Origin of the sequence: Flavobacterium collinsii, assembly GCF_946903285.1 — a bacterium.
Lineage (GTDB): Bacteria > Bacteroidota > Bacteroidia > Flavobacteriales > Flavobacteriaceae > Flavobacterium > Flavobacterium collinsii.
The window spans coordinates 2284224-2302003 of sequence record NZ_OX336425.1 but is presented as its reverse complement, the minus strand read 5'-3'; the positions used below and the strand labels follow the sequence as shown (position 1 = coordinate 2302003).

The window sequence follows — 17780 nt, the reverse complement described above, 5'->3', positions numbered from 1 at the left end:
GAATAATACTTCTTTTTAGGCCGATAGATTACAATTGCAAACTTTATTAACTCATCTTAACCAAATCGAAAATTATGAAAAAACCAATTCTACAACTTTACCTGATTGCAGCGATTACTTCATTTTTAGGTTCATGTTCTCAAAATGAAACAGTTGAAACAGATTCAAAAGCTCAGAGTCAGCAATTTGAAATTATTAACGTTACACATCATGACGGAAGACCTTTCAGTACCGGAACCTCAAATTCATCCTTAACCGGAAAATACGTAGACAATCCTGGTGGCGGAGTTATGATGCAGGCCTTTTACTGGGATGTTCCGTCCGGAGGAACCTGGTGGAATACGGTAAGCAGCAAAGTAACAGCCTGGTCGAATGCAGGAATCGGCTCTATATGGCTTCCTCCTGCCTCTAAAGCACAAAACGGAGCTTTCTCTATGGGATATGACCCTACAGATTATTTTGATTTTGGAGATTACAATCAAAATGGTTCTATAGAAACCCGATTTGGTTCAAAAGCCGAATTGGTCAGCTTAATTACCAATGCACATACTGAGAATCTAAAGGTATATGCAGATATTGTTATCAATCATAATAGTGGCGGACAATCAGAAGCCAATCCTTTTACGGGAACCAATACCTGGACTAATTTTGGCGGAGTGGCTTCCGGAAAGTTTACACGTAATTATAATGACTTCTACAAGAACAGTTACGGAAATAACGACGAAGGCGCTTTTGGAGGCTTTCCTGATTTATGCCATGCCAACCCGCATGTACAGGACTGGCTGTGGCTAAGAGCTGACGGTGTGGGTAAATATTACAAAAATACGATGAAGTTTGACGGCTGGAGGTTCGATTACGTAAAAGGCTTTGGCGCCTGGGTAGTAAACTCCTGGAATGCTAATGTTGGCGGATTTTCGGTTGGAGAATTATGGGATTCTAATGTAAATGTGCTAAATGACTGGGCAAACAACGCCAACAGTTCGGTTTTTGATTTTGCCTGTTATTACAAAATGAATGATGCTTTTGACGGAAACAATCTGGCATTACTGAATGATGATATGATGTGGAAAAGAAACCCTTACAAAGCTGTAACCTTTGTAACCAATCACGATACTGATGAAATCTGGAGTAAATTATTAGCGTATTCCTATATATTGACACATGAAGGTTATCCAACTATTTTTTACAGAGATTATGAAGAATGGTTAGACAAGAGCAAACTAAACAATCTGATCTGGATTCATAACAATAAAGCAACCGGAACAACTTCAATTTTATATTCTGACAATGACGAATATGTAGCACGAAGAAATGGTTACAACGGAAATCCCGGATTGGTTGTTTACATTAATAACTCAGACGTCTGGCAGGAAAGATGGGTTCAAACCAATTGGGCTAGCACTCAAATCAAAGATTTTACCGGAAATTCAAGCTGGTATCCAACAACTCAGGCCGATAAATGGGTAAAAATACAATGTCCTCCAAAAGGATATTCAATTTGGTCTGTTAACCAATAATTTCAAAATTTGTAATTCTAAGGCCGTTCTAAAAAACAGCCTTAGAATTTTTGATTTCATTATGAAGCCTCAACTGCAAACATAAAAAATATTATAAGGATTCATTCTGATTTAGACAATCACATGTTTGTTTTATCGGGTAAATTAATTCTTAGTCACTTTTATAATTTTAGATTGTTTTCCAGTATTTAACTTCACAAAATACAGTCCTGATGCAAAAACTGACAAATCGATATCGAATTGATTGGCATGAATTGGTTTTTCAAGAACGATTTGTCCTGTAAAACTAATAACAGTAATATTATCAATTTCCTGATCCAAAGAAACATACAATTTGTCTTTAACCGGGTTCGGATAATAACTAAAGTTCCCCTTATTAAACTTGTCAGTTCCCAAACTGGAATCTATAATAGTAAGGATACCATTTTCATAAATAAAATCATACTTATCTGACTCTCCATTACTTACCACAATAGGATAATTACCTGCCGGACTTGAGTCATTGGCCGTTGTTGTAATTGTTGCAGCCCTGGTAAGACCAACCTGTGTATCTCCGTTTACAAATCCCGTGTAAGAAATAGTTAATACCGGATTTGCAGCTCCGTAATTTTTGGACTTATTATCTGCTGTAATGACTAAATCAGCTTTCTTTACATTTACAGTAGCCACTACTGTTTCCGGTTTGTCTCCAAACTTATAACAATAAAAAGTAACTGACCCCGCACCAACAATTGTGACCTCTCCGGTAATATTATCAATTGTCGCTACCCCGTTGTTGGATCCAACATAAAGACTAACAGGCGCCTCATTTAAAGACTTAACTGGCAGCAGGAATGGAGCATCGCCATAAGTTTTATCAATTTCATCTGCAGCAAGTCTGGAAATGGCCCTACAGCTTATAGAATTCTTAAAATAATCTTCGGTACCTTCCTGAGCTGCTGTTATCACAGCGGTACCATTACCAATAAAAGTTAACTGATTGCCATCGATTACCGCTATCGAAGTATCATTAGAACTATAACTAAAAGCAGCCGGACTATTAGATATTGGAGTTGGCAGCTTGATAACATCTCCAAGCTTTCCCGTGATATCCTGGAAATCAGATAATTTTGGCAAATCCTTAACCACAATATTATACTCCAAATCTTTAGAAGTTTTACCGTCTCGGGATGTTGCAGTAACTTTTACTGGAAATATGCCTGCAGTAGTTGGTGTACCTACAAGAATTGCATTCATACGAATCATCTTATGCGACGCATTCTTTAACCCCCAATCGCCATATACCAGAAATCCGTCAATTTCTGTCAGCCCAACTATACGATTTATGGAATTTTGTGGCAACAGGTGATTACTCCAACTAACCGGGCTTTTTTTAAGATCAGTTTTTGTTATATTTCCCGAATATACCTGTGTAGCATACAGATTATCTTTAGAATCTATAAACAAACCAAGTCCGTGCCAACGGGAAGAGAATTGAACCGGACTTCCGCCACCCGGCGGTATCTTCATTATGGCATAGCCAGTTGTATAGCTCTGAACATAAACACTCCCGTCACTGGCAACAGCTATACCAGCAAGGTTTCCAGGCATTGAACCTTTAGGACAGTGATCCACTCCCTCTCCTGTTTCAGGATTTATCTTAATAACATTTCTATGTTGCCTGGAAGACAAATAAATATGCTTGTCATTACCGGCTTTACTGGCCGAGATAGCCCAGCCAGACTGACCACCAACACGATTTACAATATAAACAAGCTCCGCAGGTTGTTGCGGTCTGCTAATAGAAAATCTTACAATACAATTAGGCCCTGAAGAACCATAAACATCAAACAACCCGTAAATGTAGTCATTAAGCACACAGAAGGATCTTGCAATCCATTTCCCTTCTATTTTTCTCCAACGATAGTCAACACTTTGATCTCTGGAAATCTTAGCGATGTAGACGTCGCTGTTACCGCTTCCCAATCCCAATTCCGGATCCCACCATTGGAAATAAACATTTCCGTCCTTATCACCAGTAATCTCTCCATGCTCTGATATCGACAACGGGCCATAATCATGAGGTTCAAAAGTCCCACTGTCTTCAAATTTCAGCCAGTCCGGCAGTACCGGATAGGATAAAACTGCCGTCGGATCGTTGACTTCAATTGCGCCTCCATAAGATTCCCCAATTGCGGCAGTCGTTTTGGGCGCTGAAGAAAAATTCAATTGTCCGTAAGAATAAGTGATGAATCCGAACAAACAGAAATACATCCATAGTAATTCTTTTTTCATAATAATTAAATAGTTATTTTTTCCCTTACCCCCCCCCTTATAAACATAATAATCAAGCACATGCACAAATACACCCTTTGAATTCGCAACAGATATTGCTTAGTCAACGACACCACTTGAGACCTATTCAAGTTAAAACATGCACTTGCAAAATCGCTCAACAAATCTTCAACTTCAATCAATCCGAATCACTTGTAAGATTATTACCTGACAAAATTGACAGAATATTACGAATTATACAATACCGGAATTTGGTGATTTTTCCCTTTTAGGTTTCTTTTTTTCAAGTCACTTTAATCCAACACACAGACTACAATTTCAAGAATGAAATTTAGAAACCATCTTTACTTAAACCACTGTAATACTGACTCATAAAAGAATTCTAAACTGTTTTTTTTCTAAAATAAGTACCGACTAAAACAAGAACTATGCTTTACTCGCATAAGAAATAATAAGACAATAAACAATACCAGATATTAGTGATATTTACATTTTTCTATGTTTTTTTCTATTAGCCCGAAAGATGATGCTAAGCACAAAATTTTAAGAAGTGAATATTTTTATTAAGCCGTAATTAATAGTACTTTTGCAACCTATTTATACGAAATATGAGCTTTTTAAAAGAAATACAACGCAGAAGAACATTTGGAATTATATCGCATCCTGATGCCGGTAAAACAACTTTAACAGAGAAGTTATTGTTATTTGGAGGAGCTATTCAGGAGGCAGGAGCTGTAAAAAATAATAAAATAAAAAAAGGAGCAACGAGTGATTTCATGGAAATCGAACGCCAAAGAGGTATTTCGGTTTCAACATCTGTACTTGCTTTTAATTATAAAGACAAAAAAATCAACATCCTTGATACTCCGGGACACAAGGATTTTGCCGAAGATACTTTTAGAACTTTAACGGCTGTTGACAGTGTTATTGTTGTAATTGACGTTGCAAAAGGAGTCGAAGAACAAACAGAGAAGTTAGTAGCTGTTTGTAGAATGCGTAACATTCCGATGATTGTTTTCATCAACAAATTAGACCGTGAAGGAAAAGATGCTTTTGATTTGATGGATGAAGTAGAGCAAAAACTAGGTCTAACCGTTACGCCTCTAAGTTTCCCTATCGGGATGGGTTATGATTTTCAGGGAATTTATAATCTTTGGGAAGAAAACATCAACCTTTTTAGTGGAGACAGCCGTAAAAATATCGAAGAAACGATTGCTTTCTCTGATGTTCAAAACAATCCGGAATTAGATAAAATTGTGGGTCAAAAAGCAGCTGAAAAACTTCGTGAAGAATTAGAATTGATCGATGAAGTTTATCCAAAATTTGATCGTCAGAATTATTTAGATGGTAAATTACAGCCTGTTTTCTTTGGATCGGCTTTGAATAATTTTGGGGTTCGTGAATTACTAGATTGTTTCGTTCAAATCGCTCCGTCGCCAAGACCAAAAGATTCTGAAACTCGTTTGGTTGATCCGGCAGAAGAAAAAATGACCGGTTTTGTGTTTAAAATCCATGCGAATATGGATCCAAAGCACAGAGACCGTTTAGCTTTTATTAAAATCGTTTCTGGAACTTTTGAAAGAAACAAACCTTATTACCACGTTCGTCAAAAGAAAAATTTAAAATTCTCGAGTCCAAATGCGTTCTTCGCTGAAAAAAAAGAAATTGTAGACATTTCTTATCCAGGAGACATTGTAGGTTTACACGATACAGGAAACTTTAAAATTGGTGATACATTAACTGAAGGAGAAATAATGAGCTTTAAAGGAATTCCAAGTTTCTCTCCGGAACATTTCAGATACATCAACAACGCCGATCCTATGAAAGCTAAGCAATTAGAAAAAGGAGTCGATCAGTTAATGGATGAAGGAGTTGCACAGTTGTTTACTCTGGAAATGAACAATCGTAAGGTTATCGGAACTGTTGGTGCACTTCAATATGAGGTAATTCAGTATCGTTTAGAACACGAATATGGTGCAAAATGTACTTACGAAAACTTCCCTGTTCACAAAGCGTGCTGGGTTAAACCGGATGATGCTAAAAATGAAGAATTTAAAGAATTTAAACGTATCAAACAAAAATTCCTTGCCCACGACAAATACGGTCAGCTAGTATTCCTTGCTGATTCAGATTTTACAATTCAAATGACGCAAAGTAAATATCCAAGTGTAAAATTGTTTTTTACCTCAGAATTTGACTAAGAAATTTCAAAATATCCAATAAAAAAAGCGCTAATTTAAAATTAGCGCTTTTTTTTAATTTGAATTAATCCAACCTTAATTAGTTAATATATTCCAAAATTAATATCTTTTATTTAGGAAGTCGCAATTTACGGCAATGGATTCAAAACAAGAAATTTTGTCGACGAAAGTAAAAATAAATCCGTCAAAATGCATTTTTATTTGTTTTAATCGCAAATACACAAGGATTTGTACCGATTGACAAAATTCACACACATCCGTTGTATCACAGTGATAAAAATCATCAAAACTTTCTTTACCAGACTTTCCTGTAACAGCTTATGCCTTTTCAGGGCAATATGATTCATTATCTTAATTTATAGTGCGTTGCACTATTTTTATATTTTTGGGCTTTCAGCCCATTTTTACACATTTCAAATATCTATATCAGGAGAGAACACCAATTATAAAATCAGCTGTAATAAAATGATCTCATAAATAAAAAGCTGAAATCGTTAATAAAGGAATAACTTCTATCAGCTCCTAACATTTTATATTGAACCAAAATTTGCCTTAAAATTTTAGCTTTATACCATAAAAAAAGCCCCATTACTGGGGCTTTTAAAATTTATGCTTGTCCCGCAGGACCAAAATTAAGCGGTATCGGAGCTTGTTCAGTCTCTTTGATTTCGCCATGAGCGACTTCAAAACGATGAATATTTTCACCAATTGCTTTTAATAATCTTTTAGCATGTTGTGGTGTCAAGACAATTCTTGACTTTACTTTGGCTTTAGGAATACCAGGCATAATACTCACAAAATCTAAAACAAATTCTGATGATGAGTGATTGATAATTGCAAGATTAGAATAAATTCCTTCTGCAATAGTTTCGTCTAACTCAATGTTAATCTGTTCTTGTTGTTGGTTCGGATTACTCATAGTTTCCTAAATTAATAAATATATTCTTCTTTATTAGCCATCATTTCATTGTAATCGTCTTTAGATCCTACGATAGTATTATCGTATTCTCTCATACCAGTTCCCGCAGGAATTCTGTGTCCAACAATTACATTTTCTTTCAATCCTTCTAAATCATCTACTTTACCAGCTACAGCAGCTTCGTTAAGTACTTTCGTTGTCTCCTGGAACGAAGCAGCAGAGATGAATGATTTAGTTTGTAGCGAAGCTCTTGTAATACCTTGTAAAACTGGCGTTGCAGTTGCAGTAATTACATCTCTGGCTACAACCAAATTTTTATCATTTCGTTTCAACAATGAGTTCTCATCACGTAATTCACGAGGTGTAATGATCTGACCTGGTTTCAATACAGCAGAGTCTCCAGCATCTTCAACTACTTTCATACCGTATAATTTATCGTTTTGAACGATGAAATCTTTAGTGTGAATTAATTGATCTTCTAAGAATAATGTATCTCCCGGATCCTGAACTCTTACTTTACGCATCATTTGACGAATAACTACCTCAAAGTGCTTGTCATTAATTTTTACCCCTTGTAAACGATATACCTCTTGAATTTCATTTACCAAGTACTGTTGAACAGCAGCCGGTCCTTGAATTCTTAAAATATCATCCGGTGTAATTGCACCATCAGACAATGGAACTCCCGCTCTTACGAAGTCATTTTCTTGTACTAAGATTTGGCTTGAAAGTTTAACTAAATACTTTTTAATTTCACCAAATTTAGATTCGATAACAATCTCACGGTTACCTCTTTTGATTTTTCCAAAAGAAACAACACCATCAATTTCAGATACAACTGCAGGGTTAGAAGGGTTACGAGCCTCAAGCAACTCGGTAATTCTTGGTAAACCTCCTGTAATATCTCCCGCTTTAGAAGAACGACGTGGAATTTTAACCAATACTTTACCTGCTTTAATTTTCTCACCGTTTTCAACCATTAAGTGTGCACCTACTGGTAAGTTGTAAGAACGAATCAATTCACCTTCTTTACCGTAAACCAATAAAGTTGGAATTAATTTTTTATTTCTAGCCTCAGAAATTACTTTTTCCTGGAATCCTGTCTGCTCATCAATTTCAACCATGTATGATTGTCCTTGTTCTAAATCTTCGTAAGCAATTTTACCCGTAAATTCAGAAACAATTACACCATTATATGGATCCCACTTACAGATCACAGATCCTTTAGTAACTACTTCACCATCCTTAACAAAAATACTAGATCCATAAGGAATATTGTGTGTATTTAAAACGATTCCAGTTTTCTCGTCAACTAATTTTAATTCTGTTGAACGTGATACTACGATATCAACCGCATTACCTTCACTGTCCTCACCTTTTACAGTTTTTAAATCTTCAATCTCAAGTCTACCGTTGAATCTTGTAACAATACTAGACTCTTCAGAAATACCTCCGGCAACCCCTCCAACGTGGAACGTACGAAGTGTTAACTGTGTACCTGGCTCTCCAATAGATTGAGCTGCAATAACTCCGACAGCTTCACCTCTTTGTGTCATTTTACCAGTAGCTAAGTTTCTACCGTAACATTTAGCACAAATACCTTTTAAAGCCTCACAAGTCAATGGAGATCTAACTTCTACTCTTTCAATCGGAGAAACTTCGATAACTCTCATGATTGCTTCAGTAATTTGTTGTCCCGATTGAACCAGAACTTCATTCGTAAGAGGATTAATAACATCTTGCAATGCAACACGTCCTAAAATTCTTTCTCCTAAAGATTCAACAATTTCCTCATTTTTCTTCAATGCAGAAACTTCAACACCTCTAAGAGTACCACAATCTTCGATGTTTACAATAACATCTTGAGATACGTCATGAAGCCTTCTTGTTAAGTATCCAGCATCGGCCGTTTTAAGAGCCGTATCCGCAAGTCCTTTACGAGCACCGTGAGTAGAGATAAAGTACTCAAGGATCGAAAGACCTTCCTTAAAGTTAGAAAGAATCGGGTTTTCAATAATCTCACCACCACCGGCAGTAGATTTTTTAGGCTTAGCCATCAAACCACGCATACCTGTTAACTGACGAATCTGTTCCTTAGAACCCCTCGCCCCAGAGTCAAGCATCATATATACAGAGTTGAAACCTTGTTGGTCTTCTCTAATATTTTTCATTGCTAATTCTGTTAACTGAGCATTTGCAGAAGTCCATACGTCAATAACCTGGTTGTAACGCTCGTTATTGGTAATAAGACCCATGTTATAATTCACAGAAATACCTTCAACTTGCTCTCTGGCATCTGCAATTAATTTTGTTTTTTGTTCCGGGATTCTAATATCACCAAGAGAGAATGATAAACCTCCTCTAAATGCGAATTTATACCCCATATCTTTCATATTATCCAAGAAAGCCGCAGTAGTAGGTACATCAGTCACACTTAAAATGTGTCCGATAATATCTCTAAGGTTTTTCTTAGTCAATACATCATTGATATATCCGGCTGCTTCAGGTACTACTTCGTTAAATAATACACGTCCTGCAGTTGTTTGAATAATTTGGTACACTAAATCTCCAGCCTCATTAAAATCTTTTGCTCTAATTTTCACACGAGCATTCAATTCTAATCTTCCTTCGTTTAATGCAATATTTACTTCTTCAGCAGAATAGAAAGTCAAATCCTGTCCTAAAATAATGTGATCTTCTGTAGAAATACGCTCTTTGGTCATATAATAAAGACCCAAGACCATGTCCTGAGAAGGTACAGTAATTGGAGCACCATTTGCAGGGTTAAGAATATTGTGAGAAGCCAACATTAATAATTGTGCCTCTAAAATAGCCTCTGGTCCTAACGGCAAGTGAACCGCCATCTGATCCCCGTCAAAATCCGCGTTGAAAGCCGTACATACTAACGGGTGCAACTGGATCGCTTTTCCTTCAATTAATTTTGGTTGGAAAGCCTGGATACCAAGTCTGTGCAAAGTAGGAGCACGGTTTAGTAATACTGGGTGTCCTTTAATTACATTTTCAAGGATATCCCAAACTACAGGCTCTTTTTTGTCTATGATTTTCTTAGCAGATTTTACTGTTTTTACAATACCTCTTTCAATCAATTTACGGATAACGAAAGGTTTATACAACTCAGATGCCATATCTTTTGGCAATCCACATTCGAATAATTTTAATTCAGGACCAACAACAATTACCGAACGAGCAGAATAATCCACACGTTTTCCAAGTAAGTTTTGACGGAAACGTCCTTGCTTACCTTTTAAGGAATCAGATAATGATTTTAATGGTCTGTTAGATTCTGTTTTAACAGCAGAAGCTTTACGAGTGTTATCAAATAATGAATCTACAGATTCCTGTAACATACGTTTTTCGTTTCTTAAGATAACTTCTGGAGCTTTAATCTCCATTAATCTTTTCAAACGGTTGTTACGGATGATTACACGACGATATAAGTCGTTCAAATCTGAAGTTGCAAAACGACCTCCATCAAGTGGCACAAGCGGACGTAATTCTGGTGGAATAACAGGAACCACTTTCATGATCATCCACTCAGGACGATTTTCACGGTTTAAGTTAGATTCACGGAAAGACTCAACAACTTGTAGCCTTTTTAAAGCTTCAGTTTTACGTTGTTTAGATGTTTCGTTGTTAGCGCTGTGTCTTAATTGGTAAGACAACTCATCTAAGTCGATACGTGCTAATAAATCCATAATACATTCTGCTCCCATTTTGGCAACAAATTTATTAGGATCCATATCATCTAAATATTGGTTTTCTTGCGGAAGAGTATCTAAAATATTTAAGTATTCTTCTTCAGTTAAGAAATCTAATCTTTGTAATGACTCTCCATCTGCATTCTTAGCAATACCCGCTTGAATTACTACATATCTCTCGTAGTAAATGATCATATCTAATTTCTTAGATGGAAGACCAAGGATATAACCAATTTTGTTTGGAAGAGAACGGAAATACCAGATGTGAGCGATAGGCACAACAAGGTTGATGTGTCCTACTCTGTCACGACGTACTTTTTTCTCAGTAACTTCAACACCACAACGGTCACAGATGATACCTTTGTAACGAATTCTTTTATATTTACCACAAGCACACTCAAAATCCTTAACAGGTCCGAAGATTCTTTCGCAAAAAAGTCCGTCACGTTCTGGTTTGTGAGTTCTGTAGTTGATTGTTTCTGGTTTCAAAACCTCTCCTCTTGATTCTTTCAAGATAGATTCTGGTGAAGCCAATCCAATTGAGATTTTATTAAATCTTTTTACTGGATTTTTATCTTTATTATTTCTATTATTCATCATAGTTTTTACTATTGATTTATCTGCAATTAAAAATTGATTTTTTTTGAAGCTATATGCTTTAGACTGTAAGCTTTATACATGTGCTTACGGCTTATAGCTTAAGGCCTACGGCATTCAAAATACTACCTCGGATTACTTCTCTAAACTTCAAACTTAATTTTGAAGCGCTAATTATAAAACTTTTCAGGTTTAAATAAAAAATCGGAACGGGTTACGGGTATAAATCCTAAAAACTTTTATTTTAATAAACAGCTTCAGTCTCAGCTTCCAGTTTTGAACTGAATACTGAGACTGTAACTGAAAACTTTATTTATTCTTCTAAACGAATGTCAAGTCCAAGACCTTTCAATTCATGCATTAATACATTGAATGATTCCGGTAATCCTGGTTCTGGCATAGACTCTCCCTTAACGATAGCTTCGTAAGTTTTAGCTCTACCAATAACGTCATCCGACTTAACTGTTAAGATTTCACGTAGCGTACTTGATGCTCCATAAGCCTCAAGTGCCCAAACCTCCATCTCTCCAAAACGCTGACCTCCAAATTGAGCTTTACCTCCAAGTGGTTGTTGAGTGATCAACGAGTATGGTCCGATAGAACGTGCGTGCATCTTATCATCAACCATGTGTCCTAATTTAAGCATGTAAATTACACCCACAGTTGCAGCTTGATGGAAACGTTCTCCAGTACCACCATCATAAAGGTGTGTATGTCCGAAACGTGGTACTCCAGCTTCATCAGTCAAAGCATTGATTTGATCTAAAGAAGCACCGTCAAAAATTGGAGTAGCAAATTTTCTACCCAAGTTCATACCAGCCCATCCAAGAACAGTCTCATAAATCTGACCAATGTTCATACGTGAAGGTACCCCAAGTGGATTCAATACGATATCTACCGGTGTTCCGTCTTCAAGGAAAGGCATATCTTCATGACGAACGATTCTAGCAACAATACCTTTGTTACCGTGACGTCCTGCCATTTTATCCCCTACTTTCAACTTACGTTTTTTAGCGATGTAAATTTTCGCCAATTTCAAGATTCCAGATGGTAATTCATCTCCAACTGTAATAGTGAATTTTTCTCTTCTTAAAGATCCTTGTAAGTCGTTTAGCTTAATTTTATAGTTATGAATTAAATCATTAACCATTTTATTAGTAGCGTCATCAGCAACCCATTGACCTTTACTTAAGTGAGCAAAATCTTCCACTGCGTAAAGCATTTTTTGAGTATATTTTTTACCTTTTGGTAAAACTTCTTCACCCAAATCATTCATTACACCCTGAGATGTTTTTCCGTTAACGATCAGGAATAATTTCTCAACTAATCTGTCTTTTAATTCAACAAACTTAGTTTCGAATTCCATTTCTAAAGCGCCTAAAGCATCTTTATCCTGAGTACGTTTACGTTTATCTTTTACAGCTCTTGCAAATAATTTTTTGTCAAGAACTACACCATGTAAAGATGGAGAAGCTTTTAATGAAGCATCTTTCACATCACCTGCTTTATCCCCGAAGATTGCACGAAGCAATTTCTCTTCCGGAGTAGGATCTGATTCTCCTTTTGGTGTAATTTTTCCGATCAAAATGTCGCCAGGTTTAACCTCTGCTCCAATTCTAATCATACCGTTTTCATCTAAATCTTTAGTAGCTTCTTCAGAAACGTTAGGAATATCGTTTGTTAACTCTTCATTTCCTAACTTCGTATCTCTAACCTCTAATGAATAATCATCAACGTGGATAGAAGTAAAAATATCATCACGAACTACTTTTTCAGAAATTACAATCGCATCCTCAAAGTTATACCCTTTCCATGGCATGAACGCAACTTTTAAGTTTCTACCTAAAGCTAATTCACCATTTTGAGTTGCATACCCTTCTGATAATACCTGTCCAAGAACTACTCTATCACCTTTTCTTACGATTGGCTTCAAGTTGATACTTGTACCTTGATTGGTTTTTCTAAATTTAATTAAGTTGTATGTTTTTTCATCAGCATCAAAACTAACCATTCTTTCATCTTCAGTACGGTCGTATTTGATAGTAATGATATTTGCATCAACATATTCTACAGTTCCATCTCCTTCAGCATTAATCAACACTCTCGAATCAGAAGCTACTTGACGCTCTAAACCTGTACCAACAATTGGTGCTTCCGGACGGATCAAAGGAACCGCCTGACGCATCATGTTTGATCCCATCAACGCACGGTTCGCATCATCATGCTCCAAGAAAGGAATCAATGAAGCCGAAATCGAAGCAATCTGGTTAGGTGCAACGTCTGTATAATGTACAACTGAAGGTTCAACAACCGGGAAGTCACCTTCCTCACGAGCAATAACATTAGTTGCCGTAATTTTACCAGTCTCATCCATTTCAATGTTTGCCTGAGCAATCATTTTTCCTTCTTCTTCTTCAGCACTCAAGTAAATTGGAGTACTTTCTAAATCAACTACACCATTAGTTACTTTACGGTATGGAGTTTCAATGAATCCCATTCCGTTTACTTTTGCATAAACACCAAGAGATGAAATCAAACCAATGTTTGGTCCCTCTGGAGTTTCAATCGGACATAAACGACCATAGTGTGTATAGTGAACGTCACGAACCTCAAATCCAGCTCTCTCTCTCGAAAGTCCACCAGGTCCAAGTGCAGAAAGTCTTCTTTTGTGTGTAATCTCAGCTAATGGATTCGTTTGATCCATAAATTGAGATAACTGGTTAGTACCAAAGAAAGAGTTGATAACTGATGACAATGTTTTAGCATTGATCAAATCAATTGGTGTAAACACCTCGTTATCTCTAACGTTCATTCTCTCACGAATAGTTCTAGCCATACGTGCTAAACCAACACCGAATTGTTGAGACAATTGTTCTCCAACTGTTCTAACACGACGGTTTGATAAGTGATCAATATCATCAATCTCTGCTTTAGAGTTGATCAATTCGATCAAATATTTTACAATGGTAATGATGTCTTCTTTGGTAAGCACTTGCTTTTCCATCGGAATATCTAAACCAAGTTTTTTGTTCATTCTGTAACGACCAACTTCACCTAAGTTATAACGTTGATCAGAGAAGAACAATTTATCTATAATACCACGAGCAGTTTCTTCATCAGGCGGTTCTGCATTACGCAATTGTCTGTAGATATGCTCAACAGCTTCTTTTTCAGAGTTTGTTGGATCTTTTTGTAACGTGTTGTGGATAATAGCATAATCTGCCTGATTATTATCCTCTTTATGTAACAAAATAGATTTAACGTTAGAATCGATGATCTCTTCAACATTATCTTTGTCGATAATTGTATCACGATCAAGGATGATTTCATTACGTTCGATAGAAACTACCTCACCGGTATCTTCATCAACGAAATCCTCGTGCCATGTGTTCAATACACGTGCAGCAAGTCTTCTTCCAATATACTTTTTAATACCTGTCTTAGAAACTTTAATTTCTTCAGCTAAGTCGAAAATTTCAAGGATATCCTTATCTCTTTCGAATCCAATTGCACGGAATAAAGTTGTTACTGGTAATTTTTTCTTTCTATCGATATACGCATACATTACGCTGTTAATATCTGTAGAAAATTCTATCCAAGATCCTTTAAAAGGAATTACTCTGGCAGAATAAAGTTTTGTTCCATTTGCGTGGAATGATTGTCCAAAGAAAACCCCAGGAGAACGGTGTAGTTGAGATACTACTACACGCTCAGCACCATTGATTACAAAAGTACCGCTTGGAGTCATATAAGGTATTGTTCCAAGATAAACATCCTGTACAATAGTTTCAAAATCTTCGTGTTCTGGATCTGTACAATATAGTTTTAACCTAGCTTTTAAAGGCACACTATAAGTAAGACCTCTCTCTATACATTCTTGAATTGTATAACGTGGTGGATCAACAAAATAATCTAGGAACTCCAATACAAAGTTGTTTCTTGTATCTGTGATTGGAAAGTTTTCCATGAAGGTGTTGTACAACCCTTCGTTGCCTCTTTCGTCAGATTTAGTTTCTAGTTGAAAAAAATCTTTAAAAGATTTAACCTGAACATCTAGAAAATCCGGATAGTCAGGAATATTTTTTGTAGAGGCAAAATTCAATCTTTCAGTCTGATTTGTTATCATCAATGGACAAAATTTTGATTAAAAAAAAGTAATTTTTTTGTGTAAAAACACACTGTTTAATCTATACTTTCTTATTATAATCAATACATCTTTAAAAATAAACCGGTAAAAGTAAGTTCAATTTTTTTTCTTCGTATTGATCAAAAACTTTTTCGTATTTTAAACTATTTGATAATAAAACTTGATATATTTTATTATACGAAAAATGGTTTAGACCCTTGGATGATTCCACCCAAGGTCTAAACCTAGTTCTAAACTGTGTTTTGTTATTTTAACTCAACAACAGCTCCAGCTTCTTCTAATGATTTTTTAAGACCTTCAGCCTCTTCTTTAGAAACACCTTCTTTAACGTTACTTGGAGCACCGTCAACTACATCTTTAGCTTCTTTAAGACCTAAACCTGTAAGTTCTTTTACTAATTTCACAACTGCTAATTTAGAAGCTCCAGCTTCTTTTAATACAACTGTAAATTCAGTTTGTGCTTCTTCAGCAGCACCTTCTCCACCACCAGCAGCAACTACTACAGCTGCAGCAGCAGGCTCGATACCATACTCGTCTTTTAATATTGTTGCTAATTCGTTAACTTCTTTAACTGTTAAGTTAACTAATTGTTCTGCGAATTGTTTCAAATCTGCCATTTTTTCTATCGTTTAAAATGATTTGTAAAATTATATTTTGTTTATTGTGCGCTATTTAAGCTGCAAGGAAAACAAGTTCCTTACAATAATTATTATGCTTCAACTTCTTCTTCGCTACCTGCGAATTTGTTTTGTAAAGCAGAAATAATTCTTTGAGCTGGTGATTGTAATAATCCAATAAGTTCTCCAAGAAGTTCTTCTTTAGACTTAATAGTAGCTAATGCCTCTAATTGGTTATCTCCAATGTATACTTCAGAATTGATGTATGCTCCTTTTAAAACTGGTTTATCAGATTTCTTACGGAAATCTTTGATAATTTTTCCAGGTGCATTAGCTACATCAGAAATGAAGATAGCACTATTACCAGTTAAAACTGTAGGTAAATCACCATAATCATTAGCAGAAGCTTCCATTGCTTTTGCAAGCAAAGTGTTCTTTACAACTTCTAATTTGATACCTGCTTTAAAACAAGCTCTTCTTAAGTTTGAAGTTGTTTCTGCGTTTAAACCAGAAATATCAGATACATAAATGATATTTGTACCAGCTAACTGCGCAGTTAAATTTTCAATCGCGATTGATTTTTCTTCTCTAGTCATACTAAAAATTTTTAACTACCAATTATACTGCTTTTGGGTCTAATGCAATAGCAGGACTCATAGTGCTTGTAAGGTGAATACCTTTAATATAGGTACCTTTAGCAGCAGTTGGTTTAAGTTTTATTAATGTTTGAATAATTTCGTGTGCGTTGTCAACAATTTGCTCAGCTCCAAAAGAAACTTTACCAATTCCTGCGTGAACGATACCAGTTTTATCAACTTTAAAGTCAATTTTACCAGCTTTAACCTCTGCAACAGCTTTTGCAACATCCATAGTTACAGTACCTGTTTTAGGGTTTGGCATTAAACCTCTAGGTCCTAAAATACGACCTAATGGACCTAATTTACCCATAACAGCCGGCATAGTGATGATTACATCAACATCTGTCCAACCATCTTTAATTTTTTGTAAATAGTCATCAAGACCAACATAGTCTGCACCAGCTTCTTTAGCTTCCGCCTCTTTATCTGGAGTAACTAATGCTAATACTTTAACATCTTTACCTGTTCCGTGAGGTAATGTAACTACACCTCTAACCATTTGATTCGCTTTTCTTGGATCTACACCCAAACGAACTGCGATGTCAACAGACTCATCAAATTTTGCAGAAGCAACTACTTTTAATAATGCCGCAGCATCTTTAAGAGAATATAGTTTGTTCTTTTCAATTTTTGAAGCAGCCTCTTTTTGCTTTTTTGTTAATTTTGCCATGTCTTTCTCTTAATTAAAAAGGAGCATCTCCTGATACAGTTATACCCATAGATCTAGCTGTTCCAGCAACCATACTCATCGCTTTTTCTACTGTAAAAGCGTTTAAGTCAGGCATTTTGTCTTCAGCAATTGCTCTAATTTGTTCCCAAGTAACACTAGCTACTTTTTTACGATTAGGCTCACCAGAACCAGATTTTAGCTTTGCAGCTTCCATTAACTGAACTGCTGCTGGAGGAGTCTTAACGACAAAATCAAATGATTTGTCTTTATACACAGTGATTTGCACTGGGCATATTTTGCCAGGTTTATCCTGAGTTCTAGCATTAAATTGCTTACAGAACTCCATGATGTTTACCCCAGCAGCTCCTAAAGCAGGTCCAACCGGTGGCGACGGGTTCGCAGCACCTCCCTTAACTTGTAGTTTAACTACCTTACTAATTTCTTTAGCCATTTTTAAAAAATTTAACATCACAATCAATTG

At 36.0% G+C, this 17780-nt stretch carries 10 protein-coding genes; 2 read left to right on the top strand and 8 right to left on the bottom strand.

The features are described 5' to 3' along the window. The first annotated feature begins 74 nt into the window (after positions 1-74). Positions 75-1517, top strand: coding sequence for an alpha-amylase (locus OGZ34_RS09990; protein ID WP_173968360.1), 1443 nt, complete (start codon positions 75-77; stop codon positions 1515-1517). 144 nt (positions 1518-1661) lie between these two features. Here OGZ34_RS09990 and OGZ34_RS09985 read toward each other — a convergent pair whose 3' ends face one another. Continuing rightward, positions 1662-3791, bottom strand: coding sequence for an MBG domain-containing protein (locus tag OGZ34_RS09985; protein WP_263362922.1), 2130 nt, complete (start codon positions 3789-3791; stop codon positions 1662-1664). 608 nt (positions 3792-4399) lie between these two features. Here OGZ34_RS09985 and OGZ34_RS09980 point away from each other — a divergent pair. Continuing rightward, positions 4400-5992, top strand: a complete 1593-nt coding sequence (locus tag OGZ34_RS09980) for a peptide chain release factor 3 (protein WP_173968361.1) — start codon at positions 4400-4402, stop codon at positions 5990-5992. Positions 5993-6599: 607 nt separating this feature from the next. Here OGZ34_RS09980 and OGZ34_RS09975 read toward each other — a convergent pair. The 7 genes from OGZ34_RS09975 to rplK form a co-directional block, all read right to left on the bottom strand. Further along, a complete protein-coding gene (locus OGZ34_RS09975; protein ID WP_017496730.1) occupies positions 6600-6911 on the bottom strand; it encodes a DUF3467 domain-containing protein in 312 nt (103 codons plus the stop codon). An 11-nt stretch (positions 6912-6922) separates the two neighbouring features. Then, complete coding sequence (gene rpoC, locus OGZ34_RS09970; RefSeq protein ID WP_173964706.1) at positions 6923-11230, bottom strand: DNA-directed RNA polymerase subunit beta'; 4308 nt, start codon at positions 11228-11230, stop codon at positions 6923-6925. Between the two features lie 310 nt (positions 11231-11540). Beyond that, on the bottom strand, positions 11541-15353 hold the full coding sequence (gene rpoB, locus OGZ34_RS09965) for a DNA-directed RNA polymerase subunit beta (RefSeq protein ID WP_173964705.1): 3813 nt from the start codon (positions 15351-15353) through the stop codon (positions 11541-11543). A 266-nt stretch (positions 15354-15619) separates the two neighbouring features. Then, positions 15620-15991, bottom strand: coding sequence for a 50S ribosomal protein L7/L12 (gene rplL, locus OGZ34_RS09960; protein WP_007807437.1), 372 nt, complete (start codon positions 15989-15991; stop codon positions 15620-15622). Between the two features lie 92 nt (positions 15992-16083). Then, the gene (rplJ, locus tag OGZ34_RS09955) at positions 16084-16587 is read right to left on the bottom strand and encodes a 50S ribosomal protein L10 (RefSeq protein ID WP_173964704.1); all 504 of its coding nucleotides are present in this window, start codon (positions 16585-16587) and stop codon (positions 16084-16086) included. Between the two features lie 22 nt (positions 16588-16609). Continuing rightward, the gene (gene rplA, locus OGZ34_RS09950; protein WP_017496725.1) at positions 16610-17299 is read right to left on the bottom strand and encodes a 50S ribosomal protein L1; all 690 of its coding nucleotides are present in this window, start codon (positions 17297-17299) and stop codon (positions 16610-16612) included. Positions 17300-17312: 13 nt separating this feature from the next. Then, positions 17313-17750 (bottom strand): 50S ribosomal protein L11, encoded by a 438-nt coding sequence (gene rplK, locus OGZ34_RS09945; RefSeq protein ID WP_026713295.1) that lies wholly within the window; start codon positions 17748-17750, stop codon positions 17313-17315. Between the last annotated feature and the right edge of the window lie 30 nt (positions 17751-17780).

Excerpts from the sequence above, each read along its gene's own strand:
- OGZ34_RS09990 (WP_173968360.1), top strand. The coding sequence starts at position 75 with ATGAAAAAACCAATTCTACAACTTTACCTGATTGCAGCGATTACTTCA.
- OGZ34_RS09985 (WP_263362922.1), bottom strand. The coding sequence starts at position 3,791 with ATGAAAAAAGAATTACTATGGATGTATTTCTGTTTGTTCGGATTCATC.
- OGZ34_RS09980 (WP_173968361.1), top strand. The coding sequence starts at position 4,400 with ATGAGCTTTTTAAAAGAAATACAACGCAGAAGAACATTTGGAATTATA.
- OGZ34_RS09975 (WP_017496730.1), bottom strand. The coding sequence starts at position 6,911 with ATGAGTAATCCGAACCAACAACAAGAACAGATTAACATTGAGTTAGAC.
- rpoC (WP_173964706.1), bottom strand. The coding sequence starts at position 11,230 with ATGATGAATAATAGAAATAATAAAGATAAAAATCCAGTAAAAAGATTT.
- rpoB (WP_173964705.1), bottom strand. The coding sequence starts at position 15,353 with ATGATAACAAATCAGACTGAAAGATTGAATTTTGCCTCTACAAAAAAT.
- rplL (WP_007807437.1), bottom strand. The coding sequence starts at position 15,991 with ATGGCAGATTTGAAACAATTCGCAGAACAATTAGTTAACTTAACAGTT.
- rplJ (WP_173964704.1), bottom strand. The coding sequence starts at position 16,587 with ATGACTAGAGAAGAAAAATCAATCGCGATTGAAAATTTAACTGCGCAG.
- rplA (WP_017496725.1), bottom strand. The coding sequence starts at position 17,299 with ATGGCAAAATTAACAAAAAAGCAAAAAGAGGCTGCTTCAAAAATTGAA.
- rplK (WP_026713295.1), bottom strand. The coding sequence starts at position 17,750 with ATGGCTAAAGAAATTAGTAAGGTAGTTAAACTACAAGTTAAGGGAGGT.